The sequence below is a fragment of the Paenibacillus sp. VMFN-D1 genome (assembly GCF_003386155.1).
GTDB classification, from domain to species: Bacteria; Bacillota; Bacilli; order Paenibacillales; family Paenibacillaceae; genus Paenibacillus_AQ; species Paenibacillus_AQ favisporus.
In genome coordinates this window covers 3,107,664-3,132,169 of record NZ_QRDU01000001.1, presented here as the reverse complement: position 1 = coordinate 3,132,169, position 24,506 = coordinate 3,107,664, and the positions used below count along the sequence as shown (strand labels likewise).

At 54.6% G+C, this 24,506-nt stretch carries 23 protein-coding genes and 1 pseudogene; 21 read left to right on the top strand and 3 right to left on the bottom strand.

Translation table 11 applies throughout. The annotated features are described in order from the left end of the window. Positions 1–157 precede the first annotated feature (157 nt). The 3 genes from chvE to mmsB are packed head-to-tail and all read left to right on the top strand — an operon-like array spanning position 158 to position 3,997. Positions 158–1,243: a multiple monosaccharide ABC transporter substrate-binding protein gene (gene chvE, locus C7820_RS14395; protein WP_116231450.1), complete on the top strand. Its 1,086-nt coding sequence runs from the start codon at positions 158–160 to the stop codon at positions 1,241–1,243. Positions 1,244–1,293: 50 nt separating this feature from the next. After that, on the top strand, positions 1,294–2,844 hold the full coding sequence (gene mmsA, locus C7820_RS14390) for a multiple monosaccharide ABC transporter ATP-binding protein (RefSeq protein ID WP_076168831.1): 1,551 nt from the start codon (positions 1,294–1,296) through the stop codon (positions 2,842–2,844). Next, positions 2,828–3,997 carry a multiple monosaccharide ABC transporter permease gene (gene mmsB, locus C7820_RS14385; RefSeq protein ID WP_089546345.1) on the top strand — a complete coding sequence of 390 codons (1,170 nt, stop codon included), beginning with the start codon at positions 2,828–2,830 and terminating at the stop codon, positions 3,995–3,997. Before mmsA ends, mmsB begins: the two co-directional genes overlap by 17 nt. A 70-nt stretch (positions 3,998–4,067) precedes the next feature. On the opposite strand, the gene ant(6) is transcribed toward mmsB, so the two are convergent. Further along, positions 4,068–4,922, bottom strand: a complete 855-nt coding sequence (gene ant(6) / locus C7820_RS14380) for an aminoglycoside 6-adenylyltransferase (protein WP_116231449.1) — start codon at positions 4,920–4,922, stop codon at positions 4,068–4,070. 262 nt (positions 4,923–5,184) lie between these two features. Between ant(6) and C7820_RS14375 the strand changes: the two genes are divergently transcribed. The 4 genes and pseudogenes from C7820_RS14375 to C7820_RS14360 all read left to right on the top strand — a co-directional run bounded on the left by C7820_RS14375 (position 5,185) and on the right by C7820_RS14360 (position 7,592). Beyond that, positions 5,185–5,451, top strand: a complete 267-nt coding sequence (locus C7820_RS14375; RefSeq protein ID WP_116231448.1) for a hypothetical protein — start codon at positions 5,185–5,187, stop codon at positions 5,449–5,451. Between the two features lie 19 nt (positions 5,452–5,470). Further along, positions 5,471–5,863: an NIPSNAP family protein gene (locus tag C7820_RS14370; RefSeq protein WP_116231447.1), complete on the top strand. Its 393-nt coding sequence runs from the start codon at positions 5,471–5,473 to the stop codon at positions 5,861–5,863. 72 nt (positions 5,864–5,935) lie between these two features. Further along, positions 5,936–6,094 carry a hypothetical protein gene (locus C7820_RS33450; RefSeq protein ID WP_181909032.1) on the top strand — a complete coding sequence of 53 codons (159 nt, stop codon included), beginning with the start codon at positions 5,936–5,938 and terminating at the stop codon, positions 6,092–6,094. A gap of 91 nt (positions 6,095–6,185) precedes the next feature. Beyond that, positions 6,186–7,592 (top strand): annotated as a pseudogene (locus tag C7820_RS14360) (serine hydrolase domain-containing protein). Between the two features lie 24 nt (positions 7,593–7,616). Here the strand turns inward: C7820_RS14360 and C7820_RS14355 are convergent. Further along, positions 7,617–7,895, bottom strand: coding sequence for a hypothetical protein (locus tag C7820_RS14355; RefSeq protein WP_116231444.1), 279 nt, complete (start codon positions 7,893–7,895; stop codon positions 7,617–7,619). Between the two features lie 329 nt (positions 7,896–8,224). Here C7820_RS14355 and C7820_RS14350 point away from each other — a divergent pair, with 329 nt between their 5' ends. Then, positions 8,225–8,536: a hypothetical protein gene (locus C7820_RS14350; RefSeq protein WP_116231443.1), complete on the top strand. Its 312-nt coding sequence runs from the start codon at positions 8,225–8,227 to the stop codon at positions 8,534–8,536. Positions 8,537–8,620: 84 nt separating this feature from the next. On the opposite strand, the gene C7820_RS14345 is transcribed toward C7820_RS14350, so the two are convergent. Continuing rightward, positions 8,621–11,221 carry a fibronectin type III domain-containing protein gene (locus C7820_RS14345; RefSeq protein ID WP_258875234.1) on the bottom strand — a complete coding sequence of 867 codons (2,601 nt, stop codon included), beginning with the start codon at positions 11,219–11,221 and terminating at the stop codon, positions 8,621–8,623. Positions 11,222–11,506: 285 nt separating this feature from the next. On the opposite strand from C7820_RS14345, the gene C7820_RS14340 reads away from it, so the two are divergent. The 13 genes from C7820_RS14340 (at position 11,507) to C7820_RS14280 (ending at position 24,281) form a co-directional block, all read left to right on the top strand. Next, on the top strand, positions 11,507–11,869 hold the full coding sequence (locus C7820_RS14340; protein ID WP_105444128.1) for a DUF3147 family protein: 363 nt from the start codon (positions 11,507–11,509) through the stop codon (positions 11,867–11,869). 15 nt (positions 11,870–11,884) lie between these two features. Beyond that, positions 11,885–12,283, top strand: coding sequence for a DUF3147 family protein (locus tag C7820_RS14335; RefSeq protein WP_116231442.1), 399 nt, complete (start codon positions 11,885–11,887; stop codon positions 12,281–12,283). A gap of 145 nt (positions 12,284–12,428) precedes the next feature. After that, positions 12,429–12,974, top strand: coding sequence for a ribosome hibernation-promoting factor, HPF/YfiA family (gene hpf, locus C7820_RS14330; protein ID WP_116231441.1), 546 nt, complete (start codon positions 12,429–12,431; stop codon positions 12,972–12,974). A gap of 259 nt (positions 12,975–13,233) precedes the next feature. After that, positions 13,234–15,840 carry a bifunctional acetaldehyde-CoA/alcohol dehydrogenase gene (gene adhE / locus C7820_RS14325; protein ID WP_116231440.1) on the top strand — a complete coding sequence of 869 codons (2,607 nt, stop codon included), beginning with the start codon at positions 13,234–13,236 and terminating at the stop codon, positions 15,838–15,840. A gap of 104 nt (positions 15,841–15,944) precedes the next feature. Beyond that, positions 15,945–16,568, top strand: coding sequence for a molybdenum cofactor guanylyltransferase (gene mobA, locus C7820_RS14320; RefSeq protein ID WP_116231439.1), 624 nt, complete (start codon positions 15,945–15,947; stop codon positions 16,566–16,568). 110 nt (positions 16,569–16,678) lie between these two features. Continuing rightward, positions 16,679–18,949: a formate C-acetyltransferase gene (pflB, locus tag C7820_RS14315; RefSeq protein WP_116231438.1), complete on the top strand. Its 2,271-nt coding sequence runs from the start codon at positions 16,679–16,681 to the stop codon at positions 18,947–18,949. 75 nt (positions 18,950–19,024) lie between these two features. Continuing rightward, complete coding sequence (pflA, locus tag C7820_RS14310; protein WP_116231437.1) at positions 19,025–19,762, top strand: pyruvate formate-lyase-activating protein; 738 nt, start codon at positions 19,025–19,027, stop codon at positions 19,760–19,762. Between the two features lie 294 nt (positions 19,763–20,056). Further along, a complete protein-coding gene (locus C7820_RS14305; RefSeq protein ID WP_116231436.1) occupies positions 20,057–20,785 on the top strand; it encodes a Crp/Fnr family transcriptional regulator in 729 nt (242 codons plus the stop codon). Positions 20,786–21,147: 362 nt separating this feature from the next. Beyond that, positions 21,148–21,594: a hypothetical protein gene (locus C7820_RS14300; RefSeq protein ID WP_116231435.1), complete on the top strand. Its 447-nt coding sequence runs from the start codon at positions 21,148–21,150 to the stop codon at positions 21,592–21,594. Positions 21,595–21,628: 34 nt separating this feature from the next. After that, complete coding sequence (locus C7820_RS14295) at positions 21,629–22,282, top strand: response regulator transcription factor (RefSeq protein WP_116231434.1); 654 nt, start codon at positions 21,629–21,631, stop codon at positions 22,280–22,282. Next, positions 22,275–23,396, top strand: a complete 1,122-nt coding sequence (locus C7820_RS14290; RefSeq protein ID WP_116231433.1) for a sensor histidine kinase — start codon at positions 22,275–22,277, stop codon at positions 23,394–23,396. The genes C7820_RS14295 and C7820_RS14290 overlap by 8 nt, the downstream gene beginning before the upstream one ends. A 62-nt stretch (positions 23,397–23,458) precedes the next feature. Further along, complete coding sequence (ndk, locus tag C7820_RS14285) at positions 23,459–23,863, top strand: nucleoside-diphosphate kinase (RefSeq protein ID WP_089546359.1); 405 nt, start codon at positions 23,459–23,461, stop codon at positions 23,861–23,863. A gap of 229 nt (positions 23,864–24,092) precedes the next feature. Next, complete coding sequence (locus tag C7820_RS14280) at positions 24,093–24,281, top strand: hypothetical protein (protein ID WP_116231432.1); 189 nt, start codon at positions 24,093–24,095, stop codon at positions 24,279–24,281. Positions 24,282–24,506: the final 225 nt, after the last annotated feature.

Below are 24,506 nucleotides of genomic sequence, written 5' to 3'. Positions count from 1 at the left end.
CGATCCCAACAAAGGTTTGAAATTTATAAAAAAGGTTCGATCCGTGGAAAGACCCCGGCCTGGGTCAGCATGTATCCTTTGAAGTACAGAGAGGCTTTACGATCCATTGGATGTAAGCGCTCTCGACCTTGGGCATACCGGAAAGGAGAACGTACCGATGAAGAAAGCAATGTTAGCGCTCCTGATGGTCGCGATGCTGATGGCCCTGACGGCCTGCAATCTGGCCGAGAGCGGAGCCGGTGATAAAAGCAAGGGCTATGTCGGGCTGGCGATGCCGACCAAATCGTCCGAGCGCTGGGTAAACGACGGCAAAAACATGGAGCGGCTGTTCCAGGAAAAAGGCTACAAGACCGATTTGCAGTTTGCGGAGGATGTGGTCGAGAACCAGATTTCGCAAATCGAGAACATGATTACCAAGGGGGTTGACGTCATTGTCGTCGCCTCGATTGACGGAAACACGCTGACCGACGTCATCAAGAAGGCGCATGATCAGGGGATTAAAGTCATCTCCTATGACCGGCTGATCCGGAACACGCCGTATTTGTCCTACTACGCGACGTTCGACAATTTCAAAGTCGGCGTGCTGCAGGCTTCTTACATCGAGCAGAAGCTCGGTCTTAAGGAAGGCAAAGGCCCCTTCAATATCGAGCTGTTCGGCGGATCGCCGGACGATAACAACTCTTACTTCTTCTTCGACGGCGCGATGTCGATTTTGAAGCCGTATATCGACTCCGGCAAGCTGGTCGTCCGCAGCAAGCAGACGACGATGGCCCAGATCGCCACCCTCCGCTGGGACGGCGCCTTGGCGCAATCCCGGATGGATAACCTGCTCAGCGCGAACTACTCGAACGCGAATCTGGACGCGGTGCTGTCGCCATACGACGGCATCAGCATCGGGATCATTTCTTCGCTGAAGGGCGTCGGCTACGGCACGGCCAAAAAGCCGATGCCGATCATCACCGGCCAGGATGGGGAGCTTGCTTCCATCAAGTCCATCGTCGCCGGGGAGCAGACGCAGACGGTGTTTAAAGATACCCGTAAGCTGGCGGAGCAGGCGGTTAAGATGGCCGAGAGCATCCTGAAGGGCCAGGAGGCGGAAGTCAACGATACGAAGTCTTACGATAACGGCATCAAAGTCGTGCCGGCCTATCTGCTGCCGCCGGTATCGGTCGATGCGACGAACGTCGAGAAAGAGATGGTGGAATCCGGTTATTATACCAAGGCGGAAATCGGCCTGAAGTAGTCCGAAGTTCGGAATCAACATAAGCGAAGCGAGGGGAAGGTGAAGCTCACATGTCGGAATACATTTTGGAAATGCGGAACATTACGAAGGAGTTTCCCGGCGTCAAGGCGCTGAGCAACGTGAACCTTAAAATCCGGGAAGGCGAAATTCACTCCCTGTGCGGGGAGAACGGGGCGGGCAAATCGACGCTGATGAAGGTGCTGAGCGGGGTCTATCCGCACGGTACCTATGACGGAGAGATTTTATTCAAAGGGAAAACCTGCGAATTTAAAAATATCAAGCACAGCGAGGAGCTCGGTATCGTTATCATCCACCAGGAGCTCGCGCTGATCCCGTATCTGTCGATTGCAGAAAATATATTCCTCGGCAATGAACGGTCGAGCCGCGGCATCATGAACTGGAATGAAACGATCACGGGAGCGAAAGAGCTGCTGGACAAAGTCGGACTGAAGGAAAACCCGAACACGCCTGTGGGCAATATCGGGGTCGGCAAGCAGCAGCTGGTCGAAATAGCGAAAGCGCTCTCCAAAAAGGTGAAGCTGCTCATCCTAGATGAGCCGACCGCGGCCCTGAACGAGGACGACAGCGAAAACCTGCTTCAGCTGATGCTGGAATTCAAGCGGCAGGGCATCTCCTGTATTCTCATCTCCCACAAGCTGAACGAGGTGTCGAAAGTATCCGATTCGATCACGATTTTGCGCGACGGCCAAACGATCGAGACGCTTGACATGAAGGGCGGGGACGTGAACGAGGACCGGATTATCCGCGGCATGGTCGGACGGGACTTGACGAACCGTTATCCGGAGCGCACGCCGAAGATCGGCGATACGATTCTGGAGGTCAAGGACTGGACCGTGTACGACGAACAGCGGAGCGACCGCAAAATGCTGGACCAGGTCAATCTTCATATCCGGCGCGGGGAGATCGTCGGCATTGCCGGGCTGATGGGGGCCGGGCGGACGGAGCTGGCGATGAGCATTTTCGGCAAAGCTTATGGGCGCAACATCTCCGGAACGCTGATCAAGGACGGAAAGCCGATCCAGAACAACACGATCACGCAGGCGATCGACAACGGCTTTGCGTACGTGACAGAGGACCGCAAGCATTACGGCCTGATCCTGATCGACGATATCAAGCGCAACATTTCGCTGACGGGGCTGCCCAAGCTGGCCAAGGGCACGGTGATCGACGACAAGCAGGAGGTTCTGGTGGCGGAGGAAATGCGGAAGAAGCTGAAAATCAAGACGCCGAACATTTTGCAGAAAACGGGGAATCTCAGCGGAGGCAACCAACAGAAGGTGGTGCTGAGCAAATGGATTTTTTCCGAGCCGGATATCCTCATTCTCGACGAACCGACGCGCGGAATCGACGTGGGAGCCAAATACGAAATTTATACGATTATCAATCAGCTGGCCGATGAGGGCAAAGGCGTCCTCGTAATTTCTTCCGAGCTCCCGGAAATTCTAGGGATCTGCGACCGCATTTATGTGATGAACGCTGGCCGGATCACGGGCGAAGTGAGCCGTGAAGAAGCTTCGCAGGAGACGCTGATGAGATATATGACCAAGACTGGAGGGGCCAAGCATGGAAACGTTGGTTAAACTGTTTAAAAATAATATCCGGCAGTACGGGATGATCATTGCCCTTGTCGTCATCATGATTTTGTTCGAAATTATAACGGGCGGCCTGCTGCTCAAGCCGATTAACATTACCAATCTCATTTTGCAAAACAGCTACATTCTCGTCCTGGCGATCGGGATGGTGCTGGTCATTATTACCGGGCATATCGACCTGTCGGTCGGCTCGATCGCCGCATTCGTCGGTGCGGTGGCCGCCATTATGATGGTGGACCTGCACTGGCATCCGGTTGTCGCCGTGATCGCCTCCCTGGTTGTCGGTGCGCTGATCGGCGCCTGGCAGGGCTTTTGGGTCGCTTATGTAAAAATCCCGGCATTTATCGTTACGCTGGCCGGCATGCTGCTGTTCCGCGGTCTGACGATGATCGTGCTGAAAGGGCAGTCCATCGCGCCGTTTCCGAACGGATTTCAGAAGATCAGCTCCGGCTTCATTCCGGATTTCGGCAGCGCCGGAACGAATATCGTGGCGGTGCTGGCGGGAATTCTTTTCACCGTCATCTATATCGTCAATGAGCTTCGTGACCGCAGAGCACAAAAGAAATATAACTTTGAAGTGGTTTCCGGCGGACTGTTCATCCTGAAGCTCGTCGTCATTGCGGCCATTATCAACGCATTTACCTTTATGCTTGCGATCTACGCCGGGCTGCCGAACATTCTGATTCTGCTGCTGGTGCTCATTATCATCTACTCGTTCGTCATGAACAAAACTGTGATGGGACGCCATATTTACGCTCTCGGCGGCAACGAAAAAGCGGCGGACCTGTCCGGCGTGAAGACGAAAAAGGTGACGTTCTGGGTCTTCGTCAACATGGGCGTGCTGGCCGCCATCTCGGGCCTCATCTTTGCGGCACGCCTGAACGCGGCCACGCCTAGAGCCGGCACCAACTTTGAGCTGGACGCGATCGCCGCAAGCTTCATCGGCGGGGCATCGGCGACGGGTGGTATCGGAACGGTCTTCGGCGCCATTATCGGCGGCCTCGTCATGGGCGTGCTCAACAACGGGATGTCGCTCATCGGTCTGGGGGTCGACTGGCAGCAGGGGATTAAGGGTCTTGTCCTTTTGGCGGCCGTAGCCTTCGATATATATAATAAGAAGAAAGTGACTTTTCTGAAGTGATCGTTTTGAAGCAGCTTAACGGAAAAGGCTGGCATCCCCCGGATGCCAGCCTTTTTTAATAGCGGTTCATTTACTTCCATGCAGAATACACATTTTCGGTATACTTTGAAATGGCTTCGTCATAATCGGGATACGGATATCCGAGACGGCTAGACACCGCTTTGGAATATTTTCTGAACAGCTCGTAACAGGTGAATAAAGACTTCCACATGTGCCCGTACCCGTTCTCCGCGTAGGTTGACAGCAGAGTCTCCCAATCTTCATCGGGAAGGTAACGGTCGATAAATTTATAATTTTTTCCTACGCTAAAGGTAAACCCGTGCTCAGAGCCAATTTTCCAAGCCATCATTCTCAGCAGATTGGGCCGGGCGATCTCGTTCAAGTGGTCGATGGCAAACAGAATTTCTTTTCGCGCCAATCCCTTCACTACGTAAGTGGATACCATCCAGAACTCATTGCAGCAATCGTCGAATTCCCTGGCCGTAGGCTTCTTAATCCAATACTGGCGGTCATCCGCGATCACCTCATTTGTCATGACAGCATCCTTATCCAGCAACACCTCGACCAAACCGTCGCTTTGGGTGAAATAATTCTCCACCTCATTGATTGGAATAAGGGTCAAGTCGACTTTGTTGCCGTCTTCCAGGTGAATTAGATAGGAAAACCAATTGCCCAGTTCCGGCGGAAACAGCTCCATATCCTCAGGTTTTTGCATCATGATGCGCTTCCCTAAAAAGTCGAGCCACCCGTCATGCTCCTTGAACGAATCCATTTCGGTTACAAAATAAGAAATGTCATAATCCTGAAATGCATCCGGAGGGATATTTTTGTTGGTGCGCGATCCTTCCAGGGTCACCAATCGAATGCGCTCATCGTGTTTTGCATAATCCAAAAGCAGTCTCATCATTTCTTGCTCACTTCGCATTTTGCCTTCAACCTCCCTCTTTTCTAGGTCTGCAATTGTCATTCCTTGAAGGAAGGCGGTCCGCGAATCCGAAGGAAACAGCGTTCCCGGCCTGAGGCACGTTATAACTTATCCAGCCGCTTTTCCATAAGTCATAGCCCTCCGTTTCTTGAACGATAATGTTTTATTTTACCATAAATAAAAGGCATGCCTCAGCAAAAAACATAACGTTTGCACTCCGGGAGGCGTTTATAATAATAGACGAGTCGAAGGAGGCGGGAGAATGGCCTTATTACGAGACAGTTCGCAGCGAGAAGAGCTAAAAGAGCAATATGATCGTCTTTGGATCGAATTTCAGCATATGGAGGATCGAAAGGTAGAGGCACTTTTAAACGAGGTAGAGTACAAGCTGTTATCTAGGAAAGAGAAGCTGTTTGACATGCTGCAGCCTTTTAGAACGCACACGATCTGGGTGATTCCAGTCAGTGTCATTTCCGTAATGGTCACGCTGTATTCCTTGTTTATCTGGGCTGCGTTATGGGTTGAATAATGTGGAAGGAAGTGAACGGATGTTTTACCGCAGAAAATATTACATTGTGAAAAATGAATTCGTGGACGTTTTCAACCGCCATTTTAATGAAACCAATTTACCGAATCAAATGAAGCACGGCACCCGCCTGATCGGAAGATGGATGGTGCCTCGTGATGAATCCACAACCGAAATTTTTGCGATTTGGGAATATGACAGCCGCGATCAATATGAGGAAATTGAGGCTAAAATAAGAAGCGACAAGGAACACGTACAGCGGATACAGGATTGGTACGACCAGTATGGCGGAAGGGACCGCGTGTATAAGGAGTATCTGTTAGAGGTCCGAAATGAAGAGCTGTTATCTACGGTTGAACATGACGGATTGGAGGATTCGAAATCGGCCGGGCGGCAGCAGGAAAGAGCGACATGAGGAAAGTACCATTACCGATGGCATCGTTGTTGTTATTCGGTTTCCTGCTCGCCTGTAATCAGAGCGACGCTTGTGTATTCGGAAATAGAGCCTTCTCCGCACATCGAAAACGACCGCTTGGTGGTCCATCCCCCGATCGTAGCCGGGACTCCCGAAGAAGACACCCGCGACGTGTTATACCGGTTGGATTTGGCCAATAAGCGGTTAGTGGCCATCGATAATAAAAATTAATTATAGCGATGCTGTACATTGCCGCCCCCTTCCCGAGGTGATACGCTGAAGATGTTAAATCCAGGAAGGCGGTGCTTCCATTGGTAAGAGTATGAGGTTGCTGACAACAGAATACAAATATTCGATCCATGGAGGCTTTAGGATGCCAAACATAGAGCAAATAACGAAGCGGCTGGACCAGCTGCTGAATGATTATATCGCGCAGGATGGCGCGGCGGCGGGCATGGCTGTAGGCATCGTGTACAATCGCGAGCCTGTCTACGCCAAAGGATTTGGTGTGAAAAGTAAGGAGACCGGAGACCCGGTGGATGAGAACACGCTGTTTCACATGGCCTCGATTTCCAAAACCTATGTGGCTACGGCGGTTATGCAGCTCGTGGAACGCGGACAAATCATGCTGGATGAGAAAGTGACGGCGTACCTGCCTTACTTCAGGCTGGAGGACACGCGTTATCGGGATATCACGATCAGGCACATGCTCACCCATACCTCCGGCATGCCGGATGAGGATGATTATGAATGGGATCGGCCTCAGTTGGATGCAGGAGCGCTGGAGCGTTAAGTTCGCAGCGTATCGAACCGAGAGCTGTTATGGGAACCCGGTCAGGGAACATATGCTTACAGCAACATAGCTTTTGAGGTTCTCGGTGATGTCATCGCGAAGGTCTCGGGGGTTTCCTTTGAACAGTACATGCAGGAGCATATTTTGGATGTGCTTGGCATGGAAACGAGCACCTATACGATGCCGGAGGCAGACCAGGGCCGGCTTGCCGCCCCGCACATTATGGGGACGGGCTCTTCCTTTGGAGCGAAGGTCAGTCGCATCTATCCGTATAACCGGGCGCATGGGCCAAGCTCCACCTTGCTGACGAGTGCGGCGGAATCGTGCAGCTACGCGGCGGCTTACTTAAACGGGGGAAAATGGGGCACTGCACCTGTTCTGCAGCCGTCCAGCATTGAGGAGCTGTGGCAAAGCCATGCACCGGCTGACGATTTTGGTTATTACCGGAACATTGGCCTGGGCTGGTTCATGGGACCGTATAAGGGGCTGGAAGCGAAAGCGCATGGCGGATCGGACACGGGATTTCGTTCCAATCTGGTCGTCTTGCCCGAACCGGGTATCGCGGTAACTCTCATGTTCAATACCGATTACCTTGGACTCCATCAGGTCAACAACGCCATCTTGGATGTGCTGCTTGGGGAGCAGGTCGAAGTGATTCCGCGTTCGCTGACGATGCATGCAGCCGGCATATTGGCCACGAAAGGAATAGACTCGGCCCTGAGTGTATACAAGGCGGGCAGCGAGCAGCGCTCCAAGCTCGGTTATGTACCGTACGAGTTCGACTTCGGCTTTCAGGGCATTGCCGGCAGACTGCTTCGAGGCGGGGAACCGGACGGAGCCGCGGCCATCGTTAATTTGGCGTTAGCACTGGATCCGGACGATGAAGAGCTGCGTTTGATGAAGGATCAGCTTGCCGATTCTATTGCGCGATCCTGATCGTCAGCGCGGCCGCGGCCGCCATCAGGTTTTGAACACAAGCCGGCGAAACAGGAACGCAGCGGCGGCCGAAATCACGAGAGAGATCAACCACACCGTTATTTTTTGCGGCGTAATCCACGGACGGTCGGACCCGAATTCAACCGTGGACGGCAGGGGTTCCGCACCGTTTGGATCATAGGCTTCCATCATGTTCGCCGCATGTTTTTGGGTCATATATATGCCGAGGCCTGTCTGAATGCCGGTTTGAATAAGAACAAAACAAACGGCAAAGATGATAGGTAAAGCGATGTACTTTAGCATAGATTGGTGAAATCCTCCGATTCTATTTTTGTTAAATGTTACCACAATTAAACTAGAATTGTCTCTAGTTCGATAAGCCTTTAACAAGCAAAAATCTGCTGAACCTGTGAAACCTGAGGGAGCAGTGGATAAAAAGATCCTGGCGATCATGCCAAGGATCTTTTTAGTGCTTATGCCGGCAATACGGCGGCCGTTCGGGGGCAAAGCTGATAGGATCGATTTTTTTCATAGATTCCGTGTGCCATAGAGCTCGTCTACGATTATAATAGTTTCAAGATGGCGGCTTGCAGCCGTCACAGACGTTAACCTTTCGTAAATGGAGAGTAGTCATGATCCCAAAAGTCTTTACCTTGATACTGATTTGCGCCCTTTGGCTTCCGGCAAACTCGGAGGCGGTTCAAGCTTCGGGGTTATCGTCATGGGAAGGGCCTATACTTACGAAACGCGAACTCATATCCGTTGTCACAAGCCCGGCTGTATCCCCCAAGCTTTCAAATGAGAAAGCGAAGCGGCTGAGGGAGGCCTACGGTCTCGAGCAGCCCGGAATGGAGCCGCGGCAGAGCATCGGCGATTTCGGCGCCAGCTTCCGTATTCAAGAGCTGTTGGCATGGATATGCATTTTATTCCCGGGTTGGGTGTAATTTGGACATACATGATTTACGATCTAAAAATGACAACTCTGTCGAAAAGCCCAGGGAAACTCCAATTCCCCGGGCTCTTGCATTTTACGGGAAGCTGACTTCTACCGGATCCGCATTCATGCGATTGCCGGCGGAACGAATGACAAATTCGTAATTGCCGGATGCCTTGATATTGCTGACTGTCAGGCTGTACTCTGTCTTACCGGGCTGGGCGGTCACATAAGCGTTCCAGTACGGCTTGATTTTGCCGTTCTTCTCATAGATCCAAAAACCTTTGACGGGCTCGCCGCTTCCAGCCGGCATGTTCCAGCGGATAACCGCTTTGCCGCCGCTGGCCTGAACGCTCGCGTCTTCGACCCTCGAAGGCTTGGTGTCCGTGCGCTTGATGCTGTATTGGTCGTAGAGCTTGACGCCGCTGCCCCCGGAGGCTTCGTCTTTTTTGGCTGCGGTATAAGCCTTGATCTGAAGAACATCGGACGAGACCGACACATCAGTAAACATTTTTTTGTTCGGCTGGGTATTTTTTGCCGCAAAATAGTCGTTGTACCCCGGATATTTCGTATAGAACTTATCCCCGAAAGCGTTGGACATCAGGTAGACCGTTCCTTTGGGATTGACCGCGTTCCCTTGCTCATCATAGGTGATCTGGCTTGCTGGGACGACTTTGTCGTTCAGCATTTGGTAGGACCTCATGTACATATGGTCATGCGCTTCGAAAACCATGTCGATTCCCATTTGATCGAAGGCGGGAACGAGGACCTTTTTGTAAAATTGGACCCGGTCGTCCTCCCATTCCCCCGCATTGTCCCCGGCGGAATAGGGGCCTTTATGGAAAGCGACGAATTTCCACTTGGCGTCGCTTTGGGCCACAACATATTTCATCCATTCCACCTGTTCGGCAAACTGCTGATCCTGCTCCTTAATGCTGCCGCTGCTTGTCAGTTCCCCGGCGTACTGGGAGTTGAAGATGAGGAAAAGGGCATTTCCGTACTCAAAAGAGTACACCGACCCGTCATGCGTATTGGCGACCACCTGTTTCGGCAGATGGAAATGATAATAGAAGTTGGAGTTCGGCGTCGTCTCGTCGCCGTCATAATCCTGAACCTCATGTCCGCCGACGACAGGCACGATCGGAACATGGAGCAGTTGATCCTGCGCAAGTCCGAGCATCCATTGCCACTGCTCTTCGAGGTCGCCGTTATCCACAAGATCCCCGGCATTGATCAGAAACTTCGGATCGCCGATCGTCTGAACAGCTTTTTTGAAAGTATCCGCCCAAGGTTCAAAATCCCCCTTGCTGGAGGCCTGGGAATCCGATCCGGCGATAAAATGGAACGGCTGATTCCCTGCATCCGTCGTGAAACTTCCAACAGAACTCCAGCTGTCCGCTGAGCCGCTGCCGACCCGATATTGATAGGATGTTCCCGGAAGCAGTCCGGTCGCCGTCACTTTATGGCTGTAAAATTTCTTTTTCTTGTTCGCTTTCCGGTCCCCTTTGGTGACATAAGTTTGGATTTCTTCCGTCGTGCCCTGGAAGGTCATCGTCCCGCTTACCGGAAAAGGACCTCCCGATCCATTGGAGCCTTCAGCAATCTGCACGACGGACGGGGACGGAGCATCCGTATACCATGCAAACGACCGGGTAGTTTTGGTATCGCCCGTCAAAGTCATATTGATCAGCTTCGGAACGGTAGGGGTGTCTTGGGGATTCCGGACGGTAAAGCTCCAGGAGATGTCCTGTCCCAGCGGGACCCGATCGTCCCTGCCCGTTATGAGCTCTTTGGGCACGCGTACCGTATAGGTCTTGCCGCCTGACAATGCCGGATGCTTGATGCTCAGCGTGACGGGGTCAAGGACTTCCGCCGCGACGGATCCGACCGGCGTTCCCTGAGGATCCGTCAAAATGACGGAGAGGTCCGGGTTGATCAAGACGGGCTTGTTGAACGTTACGCTGATTAAAGCCGAAGGGTCTACCCCGACGGCACCCGGCTGAGGGGAAACGGACCGCATTTCTGTGGGCGTTTCGACCGGGCCGCCGCCGTCCATGGGGAACCCCGTGATCCGAATATCCTTGATCAAGCTCGAGCCTGTGCTGCCGATTCCTTGAGTTCCCTTGGTATTTGTGTTGGAATTGACGATCCAACGGATATACAGGACATCCTGATCATTCGCTGCCTCGGGAAGGGGAGCATCCGTCAGCTTGCATGCATCTGCAGGGCAGTTGAAACGGTTTAAAGTCATTTTAAGCTCAGCTCCCGGAACATCCTCCCAGTGCTGATTGTCGCTGCTGAGTTGAACCTTGAAATCACGAGGTCCCGTGCCGGTGGAGGTCTGCTCCGATGACAGCGCAATGTGTTTGTATCCTTTCGTTGACAAGACAGCGTGCCAATATTTTTTTCCGCTGCCGCTGTCCCAGCCCTGATAGCTCAAGGAATGCTGCCCGCTGTCATAATCTTCGAAGTAGCCGCCGACGTTCCGGAAGCTGGAAACGGTCTGAAATAGGCCGCCCGTAGCCGGAAATACGCCGCTATCTCCTGAATCATCAAAAATCCATTCCGACAGAACGACGGAGTCGTGAGCGGGTTGCTCTGCCCGGACCGTCCCATAAAAAGGAAACATCAGCACGATAAAGAACAGCGGCCAAATCCATGAGGGAAATTTCCTCTTGCCTAAAATTGCAGCCATGTAACTCTCCTTTCGGAACTAAAAATTAAAGCGTTTTAACTTTTGGGTGAGCCATCATGAAGGCGGCCGGCCTGCCATTCCCTGTAAATATACGGAAAGGATATCGGAAACAGAACTTAAAAATGCGGTCTGATCAATAAGCGCGATCAAACGGCAAATGACTGTAGATCTTTCCGTATTGGCTGTGATGCAGATTACAGAAGCTGATCCAGCCCTGTGCTATGATGGGTTCGGTAAAGTTAGTGATTGTTTTCACAAAACGGACGGGGGAGATTGGACATGGCTCTGGCTCATCTATCGCTGATAGGCATTTTGCTGCGGTTCCTTCTGGGAGGCGCAGCTGTGGTGGCGGCATCGCTTATTGCCAAACGCGCGGGAGGAGCTGTCGGTGGTATTTTTGCCGCGTTTCCCGCCGTTTTTCTGGCGGCGCTGCTGACGATGAGGTTTGATTACGGGGCCCGAGAACTGGTCGCCCATTCGATTGATTTGTCCCAAGGCGCTTTGATCGGTATGGCGATTAATGTAGCGTGCGCCGCGGCGGCAGGTTACTTGTGCACCAGCAGAGGATGGAAGAAGGGGCTGACCTTGTCCGTAGGCGGCTGGCTGCTCGTTTCGTTCACGATATCCTATGTGCTGTTCAGCTTGTAAAGGGGGAAACAGGAAATGAAATTACGGGAGCTGCTGCTTCGGTTCGTGTTGGGCGGCCTGGCGGTCGTATTGAGCTATATGGCGTCGGTCCTGCTGCCGTGGAAGGCGCTTGGCGGGATTTTTGCGGCGTTTCCCGCGGTGATGGTCGTCGCCGTGCTGATGATCGGCCTCAGCCAGGGCTCGGAAAAGGCGGCCGCGGTTGCCAGAGGTTCGGTATACGGGATGACCGGCTGCGCTGTCTGCGTCGTGACGGTCTGGTATGCCCTGAAAATAACCGGCGCCTGGTGGCCCAGCCTGATGCTGGGACTTATAGGCTGGTTTGCCGGCTCGTTTGCGCTGCTGAAGGTGAAGGAGAAAGTGCAAAAAATCCAGCACATGCACCGGCTGCCGCGAAAACAGACCAAGCATGTGTAAATGGCCAACTTGCGTCAAGGATCAGTCATGCGCCGGGATGCATGACGTTTCCGGGTTGGTGTGATATTTTTCACAGCGCAGAGTGCCCAGCTGTTTTACAATAAAGTCATGCAAGAGTCCTTTCCCGTTGAAGGAGGCAGATCCCATGGCTACACACATTTATGGCAAACATTTTGAAGTGACACCGGCACTCCAGGCGTATGCCGAGCAGAAGATCGGTTCGGCCCAATCCTGGTTTGACGAGACGGTGACCATCCATGTTACCCTGCTGCTGCAGGCCCGAAAACAGGAGCATGTCGTTGAAGCTACCATTCCCTATCACGGCATGGTCTTTCGGGTCGAAGTGAAGGATGCGGACATGTATGCCGCCATTGACCAGGCCGCGGATAAGCTGGACCGCAAGCTCCGTAAGTACAAGGAGCGGGCGCGCCGCAAGCTGCGCAGCCAAGGCCGCGCGGTCGGCCCCGGCATTCAGGACGGCGGACAGCCGGAACTGGAAGCGCCGGAGGAAGCCTTTGTCATTGCAAAAGAAAAGCGGCTCGTGATGAAGCCGGTGGATCTGCAGGAGGCCGTGCTGCAGATGAATTTGCTGGACCACAGCTTCCATCTGTTCTTGAACCGGGATACCAACCGTGAGGAAGTCGTTTACCGCAGGGCGGACGGCACTTACGGGCACCTCTTTGCTGATTAAGCCAGGTTTGTTGTCTTCAAGTCTTGATGACTCCTAACTGCTATTCCTTTGCGCCGAATGGAGAGCCATAGCTCCATTCGGTATTTTTTTGTTTAGACGATAGAATTTCGGAAAAAGCGCCTAAGCACCGCATTTTTCGGACCTTAAAAATTTTATAGTTCGATGTGAGTAATGTCATAGTTAGCCCCCTGGGGTTCCAGTAGGATGAACTCATCAAGGAGATGAGGGACCGGCAAAGGTCTCCAAGGAGGAGAAAACGATGGCTGTTAAAGAAAGCAAGCTGGAAACAAAGAACTCCGCCCAAGAAGAAGTGAACCGATTGGTCGCCCGCGCCAGGAAGGCGCAGGAAGCGTACCTGAACATGAATCAAGAGGAAATTGACGAAATCGTACAGGCGATGGCTTTGGCCGGTTTGGACCGGCACATGCCGCTCGCGAAGATGGCGGTCGAGGAGACCGGCCGGGGCGTCTACGAGGACAAAATCACCAAGAATATATTCGCGACGGAATACATCTATCACAGCATCAAGCATGACAAGACGGTCGGCGTTATCGAGGAAAACGCGTTTGAGAGCTACAAGAAGGTCGCCGAGCCGGTCGGCATCATCGCCGGTGTTACACCGGTGACGAACCCGACGTCCACGACCATGTTCAAGACGCTGATCGCAACGAAGACGCGCAATCCGATCATCTTTGCCTTCCACCCTTCCGCCCAAAAGTGCAGCGCAGTAGCAGCCCGCACGCTGCGTGACGCCGGAATGGCGGCCGGCGCGCCGGAGCACTGCGTGCAGTGGATTGAAACGCCGTCCCTGGAAGCGACGCAGCTGCTGATGAACCACCCCGACGTGGCGCTCGTGCTGGCAACCGGAGGCTCGGCGATGGTGAAATCCGCCTACAGCACGGGCAAACCCGCGCTTGGCGTCGGACCGGGCAACGTTCCATGCTTCATTGAGCAGTCTGCGGATTTGAAGCAGGCCGTGACCGACTTGATTCTCTCGAAGACGTTCGACAACGGCATGATCTGCGCTTCCGAGCAGGCCGTCATTATCGAGGAGCAGGTGTACGACCAGGTCCGGAAGCTGATGAAGGACAGCGGCTGCTACTTCCTGAACAAGGCCGAAACCGAGGCCGTGTCCAAGCTGGTCATCAACAGCGAGAAGTGCGCGGTGAACGGGGTCATCGTCGGCCAGTCGGCGGTAAAAATCGCCGAAATGTCCGGCATTCAGGTGCCGCAGGACACCAAGATCCTCGTGGCCGAGCTGGCGGGCGTCGGTCCGGCCTACCCGCTGTCCGCTGAGAAGCTGAGCCCGGTGCTGGCCTGCTATAAGGTCAAGACGGCGGCGCAGGGCATCGAGCGCGCGGCCGAAGTGGTCCAATTCGGCGGCATGGGACACTCGTCCGTCATCCATTCGAACGATGACGCCGTCATCCAGGCGTTCGCCAACCGCCTGCAGACCGGGCGCGTGATCGTCAACTCGCCTTCGACGCACGGGGCGATCGGCGACATCTACAACACGAACCTGCCGTCGCTGACGCTCGGCTGCGGTTCGTACGGACACAACTCGACGACGTCCAATGTCACGTCGGTGAATCTGATCAATGTGAAGCGCGTGGCCTACCGGACGGTCAACATGCAGTGGTTCAAGGTTCCGCCGAAGGTCTATTTTGAGAAGGGCGCGACGCAGTACCTTGAGAAAATGCCGAACATTTCCCGTGTGCTGGTCGTCACCGACGAGATGATGGTCAAGCTGGGATACGTCGAAAAGGTGGAGTACTACCTGCGCAAACGCGTCAACCCGGTAGCGATCGAAGTGTTCTCCGACGTGGAGCCGGATCCGTCCGTCGAGACGGTAGAGCGAGGCACGAAGCTGATGGAGAGCTTTAAGCCCGACTGCATTATCGCACTTGGCGGCGGCTCCCCGATGGATGCGGCCAAGGCGATGTGGCTCTTCTACGAATATCCGGACACCAGCTTCCATTCGCTGAAGCAGAAGTTCATGGATATCCGCAAGCGGGTTTATAAGTATCCGCGGCTTGGCGAAAAGGCCCAGTTTGTCGCCATCCCGACCACTTCGGGCACCGGCTCGGAAGTAACCTCTTTTGCGGTCATCACGGACAAGAAGGAAGGGAATACGAAGTATCCGCTCGCCGATTACGAGCTGACGCCGGACGTGGCGATCATCGACCCGGAATTCGTGTACAGCCTGCCGAAAACGGCCGTGGCCGACACCGGAATGGACGTCCTCACGCATGCCATCGAGGCGTACGTTTCCGTCATGGCGAGTGATTATACCGACGGGCTTGCGCTTCATGCGATCCGGCTGGTGTTTGAAAATCTGGAAAAGTCCTTCCACACGGCGGATCCGATGGCCAGGGAGAAGATGCATAACGCGTCGACGATTGCCGGCATGGCGTTTGCCAACGCCTTCCTCGGCATCAACCACAGCCTGGCCCACAAGTGGGGCGGCCAGTATCATACGGCCCACGGGCGGACGAATGCGATCCTGATGCCGCATGTCATCCGGTACAATGCGCAGAAACCGACGAAGTTCGCATCGTTTCCAAAATACAACCATTTCGTGGCCGACTTGCGCTATGCGGAAATCGCCCGGATGCTCGGCCTACCGTCCCGGAATACAGAGGAAGGCGTCAACAGCCTGATCGAGGCGGTGCGCAAGCTGAACCAGTCGCTGGGCATTCCGGAGAAATTCCAGGATCTCGGCTTTGATCCGGCCGATTTCGAGGCCAAAGTGGATTATTTGGCCGACCGTGCGTTCGAAGACCAGTGCACGACGGCCAACCCGCGGATGCCGCTAGTCAGTGAACTGGCGGACGTTTACCGGAACGCCTTCTACGGCAAATTCTAGGAGCTGCGCCGCATGATCCAGCCGGCTGCCGACCGAAAGCGTCGGCAGCCTTCTTGTCTCAGAATCGTGATGTGCGTTGATCGCAGTGGAAAGGAGTGATTCATATGCTGTCCGGCGTTATTTTGGCAGGCGGCAATCATGGTTCTACGGAAGGCGCATCTACCCTATTCCGGATGATTCAAGGAGAAACGCTGCTGCAGCGGCAGATCCGTGAAATGCGAAAGTGCTGTGGCGAGATTACGATCGTGACGGACGATCCCCGGCCGCTGCTTCGCCAGGTGGACCGGGATATCCGGATCATTACGGATTATTATGTCGGAAAAGGATTGCTCGGCGGCATGCACGCGGGCCTCTCCCTGTCTAAACACCGGGCCGTGTGGATCATCGGGTGTCACATGCCGTATCCCTCGGCCGACGCCGCTGAGCTGATGGCGCTGAGGCTGGAGGACGGGCTCGACGCCGTCCTGCCGATGATCGGCGGCAGGCTCCATCCGCTTCACGGTATTTATGAACGCTCCTGCGCCGTGTATTTTGGGCAGTTTCTGGAGAGCGGCCATACGGAAGCTGATGGTCTGGTTCAACAGCTTCGTTATCTGACGGTTGCGGAAACGGATTTCGGATATCAAGGCATGGACGGCGGCTTTGTTCGCACACTTGAAGATGCTTGGGGAGATGCGCTGACCGAATTTTTGGCTGACGAAGGGAAAGCATCAAAATCGTTCAAATAAAAATAAGTGGCAGCGAAGATGGTGAGAAAAGTGAAAAGAGTGAGAAAAATCACTGTCTTTAACCTGTGAAAAAAGTAACATGAAAGCATAGAAAACGGAGGTGCTTGATCATGGCGATGAAAGAGAGCGAAGTAAAGAACCGGGCTGGATTCGAGGAGGCATGGCGCGGTTTTGCGGGAGGCAGCTGGCAGAAAAATATTGACGTCAATTCATTTATCGGGCGCAACCTCACACCGTATGAGGGCGATGAGCAGTTCCTTGCGCCGCCAACGGAGAACACGCTGGAGCTGTGGAAGCAGGTCAGCCAGCTGTTGAAGGAAGAGCGGGACCGGGGCGGCGTTCACGACGTGGACGTGAACACGGTCTCCACCATAACCTCGCATGCACCGGGATACATCGACCAAGACAAGGAAACCATCGTCGGATTGCAGACCGACGCACCGCTTAAGCGTGCCGTTCAGCCGTTCGGCGGTATCCGGATGGTCGTCGATGCCTGCAATGCGTACGGGTATCAATTGAACCCGGAGCTGGAGCGCATTTTTACCGATCTGCGCAAGACGCATAACCAAGGCGTGTTTGACGCCTATACGTCCGAGATGCGAGCAGCCCGCAAGGCCGGCATCATCACGGGCCTTCCGGATGCCTACGGACGGGGCCGGATTATCGGCGACTACCGCCGCGTGGCGCTGTACGGTGTCGACCGCCTCATCCAGGGCAAGAAGGAGGAGCTGCTCCAGCTCGAAGTCGACGCGATGAGCGAAGACGTCATCCGGCTGCGCGAAGAGCTGTCCGAACAGATCCGAAGCCTCGGCGAGCTGAAGGCGATGGCGGCATCTTACGGACATGATATCTCGAGACCCGCGATGAACGCCAAAGAGGCGGTGCAGTGGCTCTACTTCGCTTATCTGGCAGCCATTAAGGAGCAGAACGGAGCGGCGATGAGCCTTGGCCGGGTATCCAGCTTCCTGGACATTTATATCGAGCGCGACCTCGAGGAAGGCACGCTGACGGAGAGCCTGGCGCAGGAGATCGTCGACCATTTCGTCATGAAGCTGCGGATCGTCAAATTTTTGCGCACACCTGACTACAACGAGCTGTTCAGCGGCGATCCGACATGGGTGACCGAGTCGGTCGGCGGCATGGGGCTTGACGGCAAGACGCGCGTGACGCGGAACTCCTTCCGCTTCCTGCATACCCTCTACAACCTGGGACCTGCGCCCGAGCCGAACCTGACGGTGCTGTGGTCGACGCAGCTGCCGGAGAACTTCAAGAAGTTCTGCGCCAAAGTGTCGGCTGAGACCAGCTCGATCCAGTACGAGAACGACGACCTGATGCGTCCGCACTTCGGCGACGATTACGGCATCGCCTGCTGCGTATCCGCGATGCGGATCGGCAAGCAGATGCAGTTCTTCGGAGCCCGGGCCAATCTGGCCAAGGCGCTCTTGTACGCCGTCAACGGCGGCGTCGACGAGAAGAGCGGCGCCCAGGTCGGACCGGCCATCGCGCCAATCACGTCCGAGGTGCTGGACTATGAGGAAGTGAAAGCGAAGTTCGACGTCATCCAGGATTGGCTGGCGAAATTGTATATCAACACGCTGAACGTGATCCATTACATGCATGACAAATACTGCTACGAGCGCATCGAAATGGCCCTTCATGACCGGGATATTGTCCGGACGATGGCCTGCGGTATTGCCGGCCTGTCGGTCGTAGCCGACAGCCTGAGCGCCATTCGTTACGCGAAGGTTCGCCCGATCCGCAATGAAAAAGGGATCGCGGTTGATTTTGAAATCGAAGGCGAGTATCCGCAATACGGCAACAACGACGACCGGGTCGACCAGCTCGCCGTGGAGCTGGCGGAAGGGTTCATGAACCGGCTGCGCAAGCATAAAACGTACCGCGGCGCGATTCCGACCATGTCGGTTCTGACGATTACGTCAAACGTCGTATACGGCAAGAAGACGGGCAGCACGCCGGACGGCCGTAAGGCGGGACAGCCGTTTGCACCGGGGGCGAACCCGATGCACGGACGCGACCGCAAAGGCGCGCTCGCTTCGCTGGCTTCGGTCGCCAAAATCCCTTACGAGCACAGCCTGGACGGCATTTCCAATACATTCTCGATCATTCCGAAGGCGCTCGGCAAAGAGGACGCAGCCAGACACAGCAACCTGGCGGCGCTGCTGGACGGCTATACCGCAAGCGGCGGACATCATCTGAACGTCAACGTCTTTAACCGCGAGCAACTGCTGGATGCAATGGAGCATCCGGAGAACTATCCGCAGCTGACCATCCGGGTATCCGGGTATGCGGTCAACTTCATCAAGCTGACGCGGGAGCAGCAGCTGGATGTCATCAGCCGCACGTTCCACGGAGAGATCTGAACGTTACCGTTACGATTCGCAAAGCAATAAAGCAATGAAATCAAAAGTTGTCATCAAGAGAGGAGCGTGGCCCGCATGAAAGGCAGAATACATTCCATGGACACCTTCGGTACGGTGGACGGACCGGGCATCCGCTTCGTCCTGTTCATGCAGGGCTGCGCGCTGCAGTGCCAATTTTGCCATAACCCCGATACATGGGATACGAAGGGAGGACGCCAAGTTACCGTCGAGGAGGTTCTCCGGGAAATCGAGCCCTATGTGACTTACTATAAAAGCTCGGGTGGCGGCATCACGGTGACGGGAGGCGAACCGACGCTTCAGGCGCCTTTTGTGGCGCAGCTGTTCAAGGCTTGCAAAGAGCGGTTCGGCCTGCATACGGCGCTCGACAGCTCGGGTTTCTGCGAACCGTCTCATGCAGGCGAGCTGATGCAGTATACGGATCTGGTCCTGCTCGATCTGAAGCAGCTGAACAACGAGAAGCATGAGCGGCTGACCTCGCAGCCGAATGACCGGATCCTGAAATTTGCGGCATGGCTGTCCGCCATCGTGAAGCCGGTATGGATCAGGCACGTGCTGATTCCCGGGATCACTGATCAGGCAGGAGATCTGACGCTGCTTGGGGAATTTATCGGACACCTGCGCAATGTGGAGCGAGTCGAGCTGCTGCCCTATCACCGGATGGGTGTATACAAATGGCAGCAGTTAGGCCGCCCGTACGCGCTGGAAGGCGTGCCTACTCCAACGGACCGCGAGGTGGAGCGCGCAAGAGAGCTGATCGAAGCGGCGCGGAGGGCTGCGGCGTCCCAGCCATAATAGCGAGAAGCGTGTCGGGGATAGGATGCGGCAGCCCATAGCCCCGGCGCTATCGCCGAATCGTTCGCCGGAATTCTCTCTGCCCCTCGGTTCCATCCGAATCCGTCCGGGTATTTCCTGAGCACTGCTTCGTTCCTTTTAAGGGACTGACCTAAGGGATTTACCACGGTAGGTGTGATTTTTCTCATAGGATCAGGGGGTCACCCCTATGAAAAATCAGTGCATCCCCCGATAGGTTAATCCATCCTGAAGGGTTATGATAAAGGCAAAGATGTGCGGAAGGGGAAATGAACGATGGGGCAGACCGTGACGGGGACACAGGCGAAGCATCGCCGGGAGGGCTTGGAGCCGCTGCTGTCGCAAGAAAGCTTCGAGAAGCTGGAGAGCATCATGTATAAGCGCAGCGCGGAAAAGGGCAGCTGCCTGTTCTGGGAAGGTGATCCGGCCGACAAGCTGTATTTCATCATCGAGGGCCGGGTCAGAACGACGAAGACCTCGGACAGCGGGCGGGCTTTGATGCTGTACCTGCATCATGAAGGGGATCTGGTCGGACAGATGGATCCGTTTCAGGATTCGGTGCACAGCTTCAGCGCCGAGGTCATGGAGGATGCCAAGGTCGGGGTCATTCAGCGCAAAGACCTTGAGGTTCTGCTCTGGCAGCACGGCGATCTGGCCGTCGAGTTCATGAAATGGATGGGCCTGATGCATCGTTTGACGCAAACCAAATTCCGCGATCTGATGATGTTCGGCAAGACGGGAGCGCTCTGTTCGCTGTTGATTCGGCTTGGGAATTCGTATGGAACGGAGCGGGAAGAAGGCGTCTATATCGATTTGAAAATCAACAATTCCGAAATGGCCGACATGATCGGGGCCACGCGCGAAAGCGTGAACCGGATGCTGAGCGATTTGAAAAAGGAAGACGTGATCGAAACAGTGGACGGCCATATCATCATCAAGGACCTTCACTATCTGCGGGATATTTGCCGGTGCGAGAACTGTCCGAAAGAAATATGCCGTATGTAATCCGGACCGGCGTGGGGAAGACCGGGCAGCTGCTGCCTGGTCTTCCTTTTGCTGCGCAGCAGGCATTCCGTACGGAGTGAGCCCACATTACAAACCAAGCTGGCCGTTTTGCATATATAGGTGGCAGCTCCCTGAGCGGGGAATCGGGGGATCCCCTTACATCAAACAGGCGGGGTTTTTTAGAAATCAGAAAATATAAACGGACGAGGCTAAACATCCGGATCTCGCAAAAAAACTTCAACTAAACGCGGTCCGGATTCATAGAATGTACGTCGCTAGACGTTTCTATTTTCAATAGAACTATTGGGAAAATAAGAATAACGATGTTCATGAAGCGCACGACTCGATAGAGGGGGATATGCATGGAAAGGGCAGTGACAGACGACGAATTCGACCGCCGGCTGGAATGGATTCGCCTGAAAAGCGGAAGCGATTTCATCGCTTATGCGCAGCCGGCCGGCAGCTCCCGCAGGATGGGATGGGACCGCGTCCTGGGGGGCAGCAATGTCCGGGTGCGGCAGATGATGATCAAGCCCGGCGTTGGTTTGGGCGGCATGGTGATGCGCCATGGCACGGTATATACGGCTCACGAAGGGGAGAACCCGTTCATGCGTGAAGAATGTCCGGTCATGCTCGCCGAAAAGCTGCTCTCCGGTATGGCATTTCCGGTAACCACTGGCCATTCCACTGCAAGCAGCGGTATTCTATTGCTAGGGAGACGGGATGGCAGGGCATATGCCAAGACGGAGACGGCATGGATCAAGTCCGCGTTATCCGGAAGAAGCGCCTGTGAACCCGGCAAGAAATGATATGATTAGATCATAAAAGCAAAAGGAGGACGCCATGATCAAAATTATCATTGTGGACGACCATGCCATGGTCCGGTCCGGGCTTCGCATGCTGCTGAGCGCGGCGCCCGACATTGAGGTGGCGGCTGAAGCATCCGAAGGGGATGAAGGCATCCGCATGGCCCTTGAGCATCAGCCGAACGTTGTCCTGATGGACTTAAGCATGCCTCACGGGAAGGACGGATTAACAGCGGCGACCGAGCTGAAGCAGCAGCTGCCGGACGTGGCGGTTCTCATTCTGACCATGCATGACGACGACGAATACTTGTTCCGGGCGATTCATGCCGGTGCCGCGGGATATGTGCTCAAGAGCGCGCCCCATGAAGAGCTGCTTACCGCGATCCGCACGGTCGCCGGAGGCGACGCCTATTTGTACCCGACGGCGACGAAGCGGCTGATGAACGAGTATGTGGATCAGATGCGGAGGGGCGAGAGCACCGATTTGTTCGACGGCCTTTCGGAACGCGAGAAGGAGGTCTTGTCGCTGACGGCGATGGGTTATGCCAACAAAGAAATCGCCGAGCAGCTCGTGATCAGCGTCAAAACCGTCGAGACGCATAAGAGCAATCTGATGGAAAAGCTGGGGCTGAAAACCCGGCCGGAGCTGATTAAATACGCCATGAAGAAGGGGCTGCTGCAATTTGAGTAAACTACCTGAACCCGGCAGGAAGATTATCGCCGAGCATGTCGAGTCGCTTCTGTCCCAGCTCGATGAGCAGCTCCCGGAATCCCGGTTCCGCACCGACTTAAGGGAATCGCTGAAACAGCTGGCGGACGTCAAATTCGCCCTGGACGAGTCTTCGATCGTGGCGGTGACCGACCGCCGGGGGAAGATCCAATACGTCAACGATAAATTTTGTGAAATCTCAAAATACGACCGCTCCGAGCTCTTGGGCCAAGACCATCGGATCATCAACTCAGGGACGCATTCCAAAGCGTTTATGCGTGACTTGTGGAGCACCATCTCCTCCGGGCGGGTCTGGACCGGAGATATCCGGAACCGGGCCAAAGACGGGACTTATTATTGGGTGAATACGACGATCGTCCCGTTCATAGGCGAGGACGGGAAGCCTTATCAATATTTGGCCATCCGCAACGAAGTCACCCGCCTGAAGAAGGTGGAGGAAGAGCTGCAGGAGACGCTTGCCAAGGTTATGACCATTCAGGAAGAAGAGCGGCGCAAATTTTCGCGCGAGCTCCATGACGGCATCGGGCAGAGCTTATTTTCCCTGTTGATCCAGCTGGACCGGGCTATTACCTCCCCTGAGCCTGAGAAAGAAGACCTTCGCGGGATCCGCGAGCATGTCGCGGGGGTGATCGAGGAAGTCCGGGGGCTCGCCTGGGAACTGCGGCCGTCCGTTTTGGATGACCTCGGCATCGTCCCTGCGATCCGTACTTATATCGAAAACTATGCATCCCATTATGGGATCAAGGTTGCGTTTGAATGCAATTTGCGGAAGCGTCTGGATATCCAGAAGGAAACCGTGATCTACCGGGTCATTCAGGAGGCGCTGACCAATATCGCCAAATATGCCGACGTTTCCGAGGCTGAGGTGGAGATCAGGGAGCAAGAAGAGGAGGTTGCCGTGCGCATCAGCGACCAGGGGGCCGGTTTCGAGCCGTCTCTGCCAACCCAAGGGGTGGGACGTTTCAGTATGGCAGAGCGGGCCCGGATTGCCGGCGGCCGTCTCCGGATCGACTCCGCGCCGGGAAGCGGGACGGCGGTAACGTTGACACTGCCGAAATCAACGGCGAAACTGTGAGAAAGCTCACTTCTTTTTTTCGGCCTAACCCGTAAGATGGGGGCAAGAAGGAGATGACAACGATGAGCGAAAAAGCATTCGTCATGATTAAACCCGACGGCGTCCGGCGGGGGCTGGTCGGCGAAATCGTCAGCCGCTTTGAGAAGAAGGGACTCCGTCTGCTGCGCGGCGAAATCATGGAAATTTCCCGGGAAACGGCGCGCGTGCATTACGGCCATCTTCAGGACAAGCCATTCTTTGAAGAACTGGTCGATTACATTACGTCCGGACCGGTTTTTGCCATGATCGTGGAAGGGAAGGAAGCGGTGGCTAACGCGCGTTCCCTCATCGGTCCCACCAATCCGGCTGAGGCGCCTCCCGGCACGATCCGCGGCGACTTCGGGCTGGCCGTTGAAGAGAATGTCATCCACGGATCCGATTCGCCGGAGCACGCGCGCAGGGAAATCCGGTTATTTTTCGAAAAATAGCGTTTGATCGCCGCAAGTGTAAAATAGGTCACAGTTTCAGCTCATGTTCGGATATATAATGAAACTGCAGGGGGAAGCCGAAAAGAGCATGGTATGCCGGACTTTCAAGCATTGTAACTTTGGAGGCCCGGCCTCTTCCGCCCGATGATGTGAAGTGTTTCACAACTCTGGCAGTCTTTCGCATCATGACCTGGATGAGCAGTCCTATCACGAGAAGAGGTGAACGGTGATGACCGAGATCAATCGACTCCGCGACCTGACGACGTTTATGATCCACTGCTGCTATACTTGTCCGAAAGCTTACGAGTGCACGACCGAAGAGCAATGCCTGGCCTGCTGGAAGGCGCAGCATACGGGTGTTGAAGAGAAGCCGGATGCCGAAACGACGGAAAAGCTTTTGAAGGAATACGCACTTTAGGCCGAGCATGGCGGGTGAACACCCTGAGAAAGCTATTGCTCTAAAATTAAGGTTTATCCCAAATAGGCTAGATCATTGGGTCGTCGTTTTCGGCGGCCTTTTTTTGTTTGGATTTAAATTTTGCATGCGCGAATTGGATTTTTCTATTACACAAGCCGCTGGAGTTCCCCTATATTTATAATTACTACTTTTCTTATAGGATTTATAGAAAATTCCGTTGGTGGC

Excerpts from the sequence above, each read along its gene's own strand:
- chvE (WP_116231450.1), top strand. The coding sequence starts at position 158 with ATGAAGAAAGCAATGTTAGCGCTCCTGATGGTCGCGATGCTGATGGCC.
- mmsA (WP_076168831.1), top strand. The coding sequence starts at position 1,294 with ATGTCGGAATACATTTTGGAAATGCGGAACATTACGAAGGAGTTTCCC.
- mmsB (WP_089546345.1), top strand. The coding sequence starts at position 2,828 with ATGGAAACGTTGGTTAAACTGTTTAAAAATAATATCCGGCAGTACGGG.
- C7820_RS14375 (WP_116231448.1), top strand. The coding sequence starts at position 5,185 with ATGGCCTTATTACGAGACAGTTCGCAGCGAGAAGAGCTAAAAGAGCAA.
- C7820_RS14370 (WP_116231447.1), top strand. The coding sequence starts at position 5,471 with ATGTTTTACCGCAGAAAATATTACATTGTGAAAAATGAATTCGTGGAC.
- C7820_RS14355 (WP_116231444.1), bottom strand. The coding sequence starts at position 7,895 with ATGCTAAAGTACATCGCTTTACCTATCATCTTTGCCGTTTGTTTTGTT.
- C7820_RS14350 (WP_116231443.1), top strand. The coding sequence starts at position 8,225 with ATGATCCCAAAAGTCTTTACCTTGATACTGATTTGCGCCCTTTGGCTT.
- C7820_RS14345 (WP_258875234.1), bottom strand. The coding sequence starts at position 11,221 with ATGGCTGCAATTTTAGGCAAGAGGAAATTTCCCTCATGGATTTGGCCG.
- C7820_RS14335 (WP_116231442.1), top strand. The coding sequence starts at position 11,885 with ATGAAATTACGGGAGCTGCTGCTTCGGTTCGTGTTGGGCGGCCTGGCG.
- hpf (WP_116231441.1), top strand. The coding sequence starts at position 12,429 with ATGGCTACACACATTTATGGCAAACATTTTGAAGTGACACCGGCACTC.
- adhE (WP_116231440.1), top strand. The coding sequence starts at position 13,234 with ATGGCTGTTAAAGAAAGCAAGCTGGAAACAAAGAACTCCGCCCAAGAA.
- mobA (WP_116231439.1), top strand. The coding sequence starts at position 15,945 with ATGCTGTCCGGCGTTATTTTGGCAGGCGGCAATCATGGTTCTACGGAA.
- pflB (WP_116231438.1), top strand. The coding sequence starts at position 16,679 with ATGGCGATGAAAGAGAGCGAAGTAAAGAACCGGGCTGGATTCGAGGAG.
- pflA (WP_116231437.1), top strand. The coding sequence starts at position 19,025 with ATGAAAGGCAGAATACATTCCATGGACACCTTCGGTACGGTGGACGGA.
- C7820_RS14305 (WP_116231436.1), top strand. The coding sequence starts at position 20,057 with ATGGGGCAGACCGTGACGGGGACACAGGCGAAGCATCGCCGGGAGGGC.
- C7820_RS14300 (WP_116231435.1), top strand. The coding sequence starts at position 21,148 with ATGGAAAGGGCAGTGACAGACGACGAATTCGACCGCCGGCTGGAATGG.
- C7820_RS14295 (WP_116231434.1), top strand. The coding sequence starts at position 21,629 with ATGATCAAAATTATCATTGTGGACGACCATGCCATGGTCCGGTCCGGG.
- ndk (WP_089546359.1), top strand. The coding sequence starts at position 23,459 with ATGAGCGAAAAAGCATTCGTCATGATTAAACCCGACGGCGTCCGGCGG.
- C7820_RS14280 (WP_116231432.1), top strand. The coding sequence starts at position 24,093 with ATGACCGAGATCAATCGACTCCGCGACCTGACGACGTTTATGATCCAC.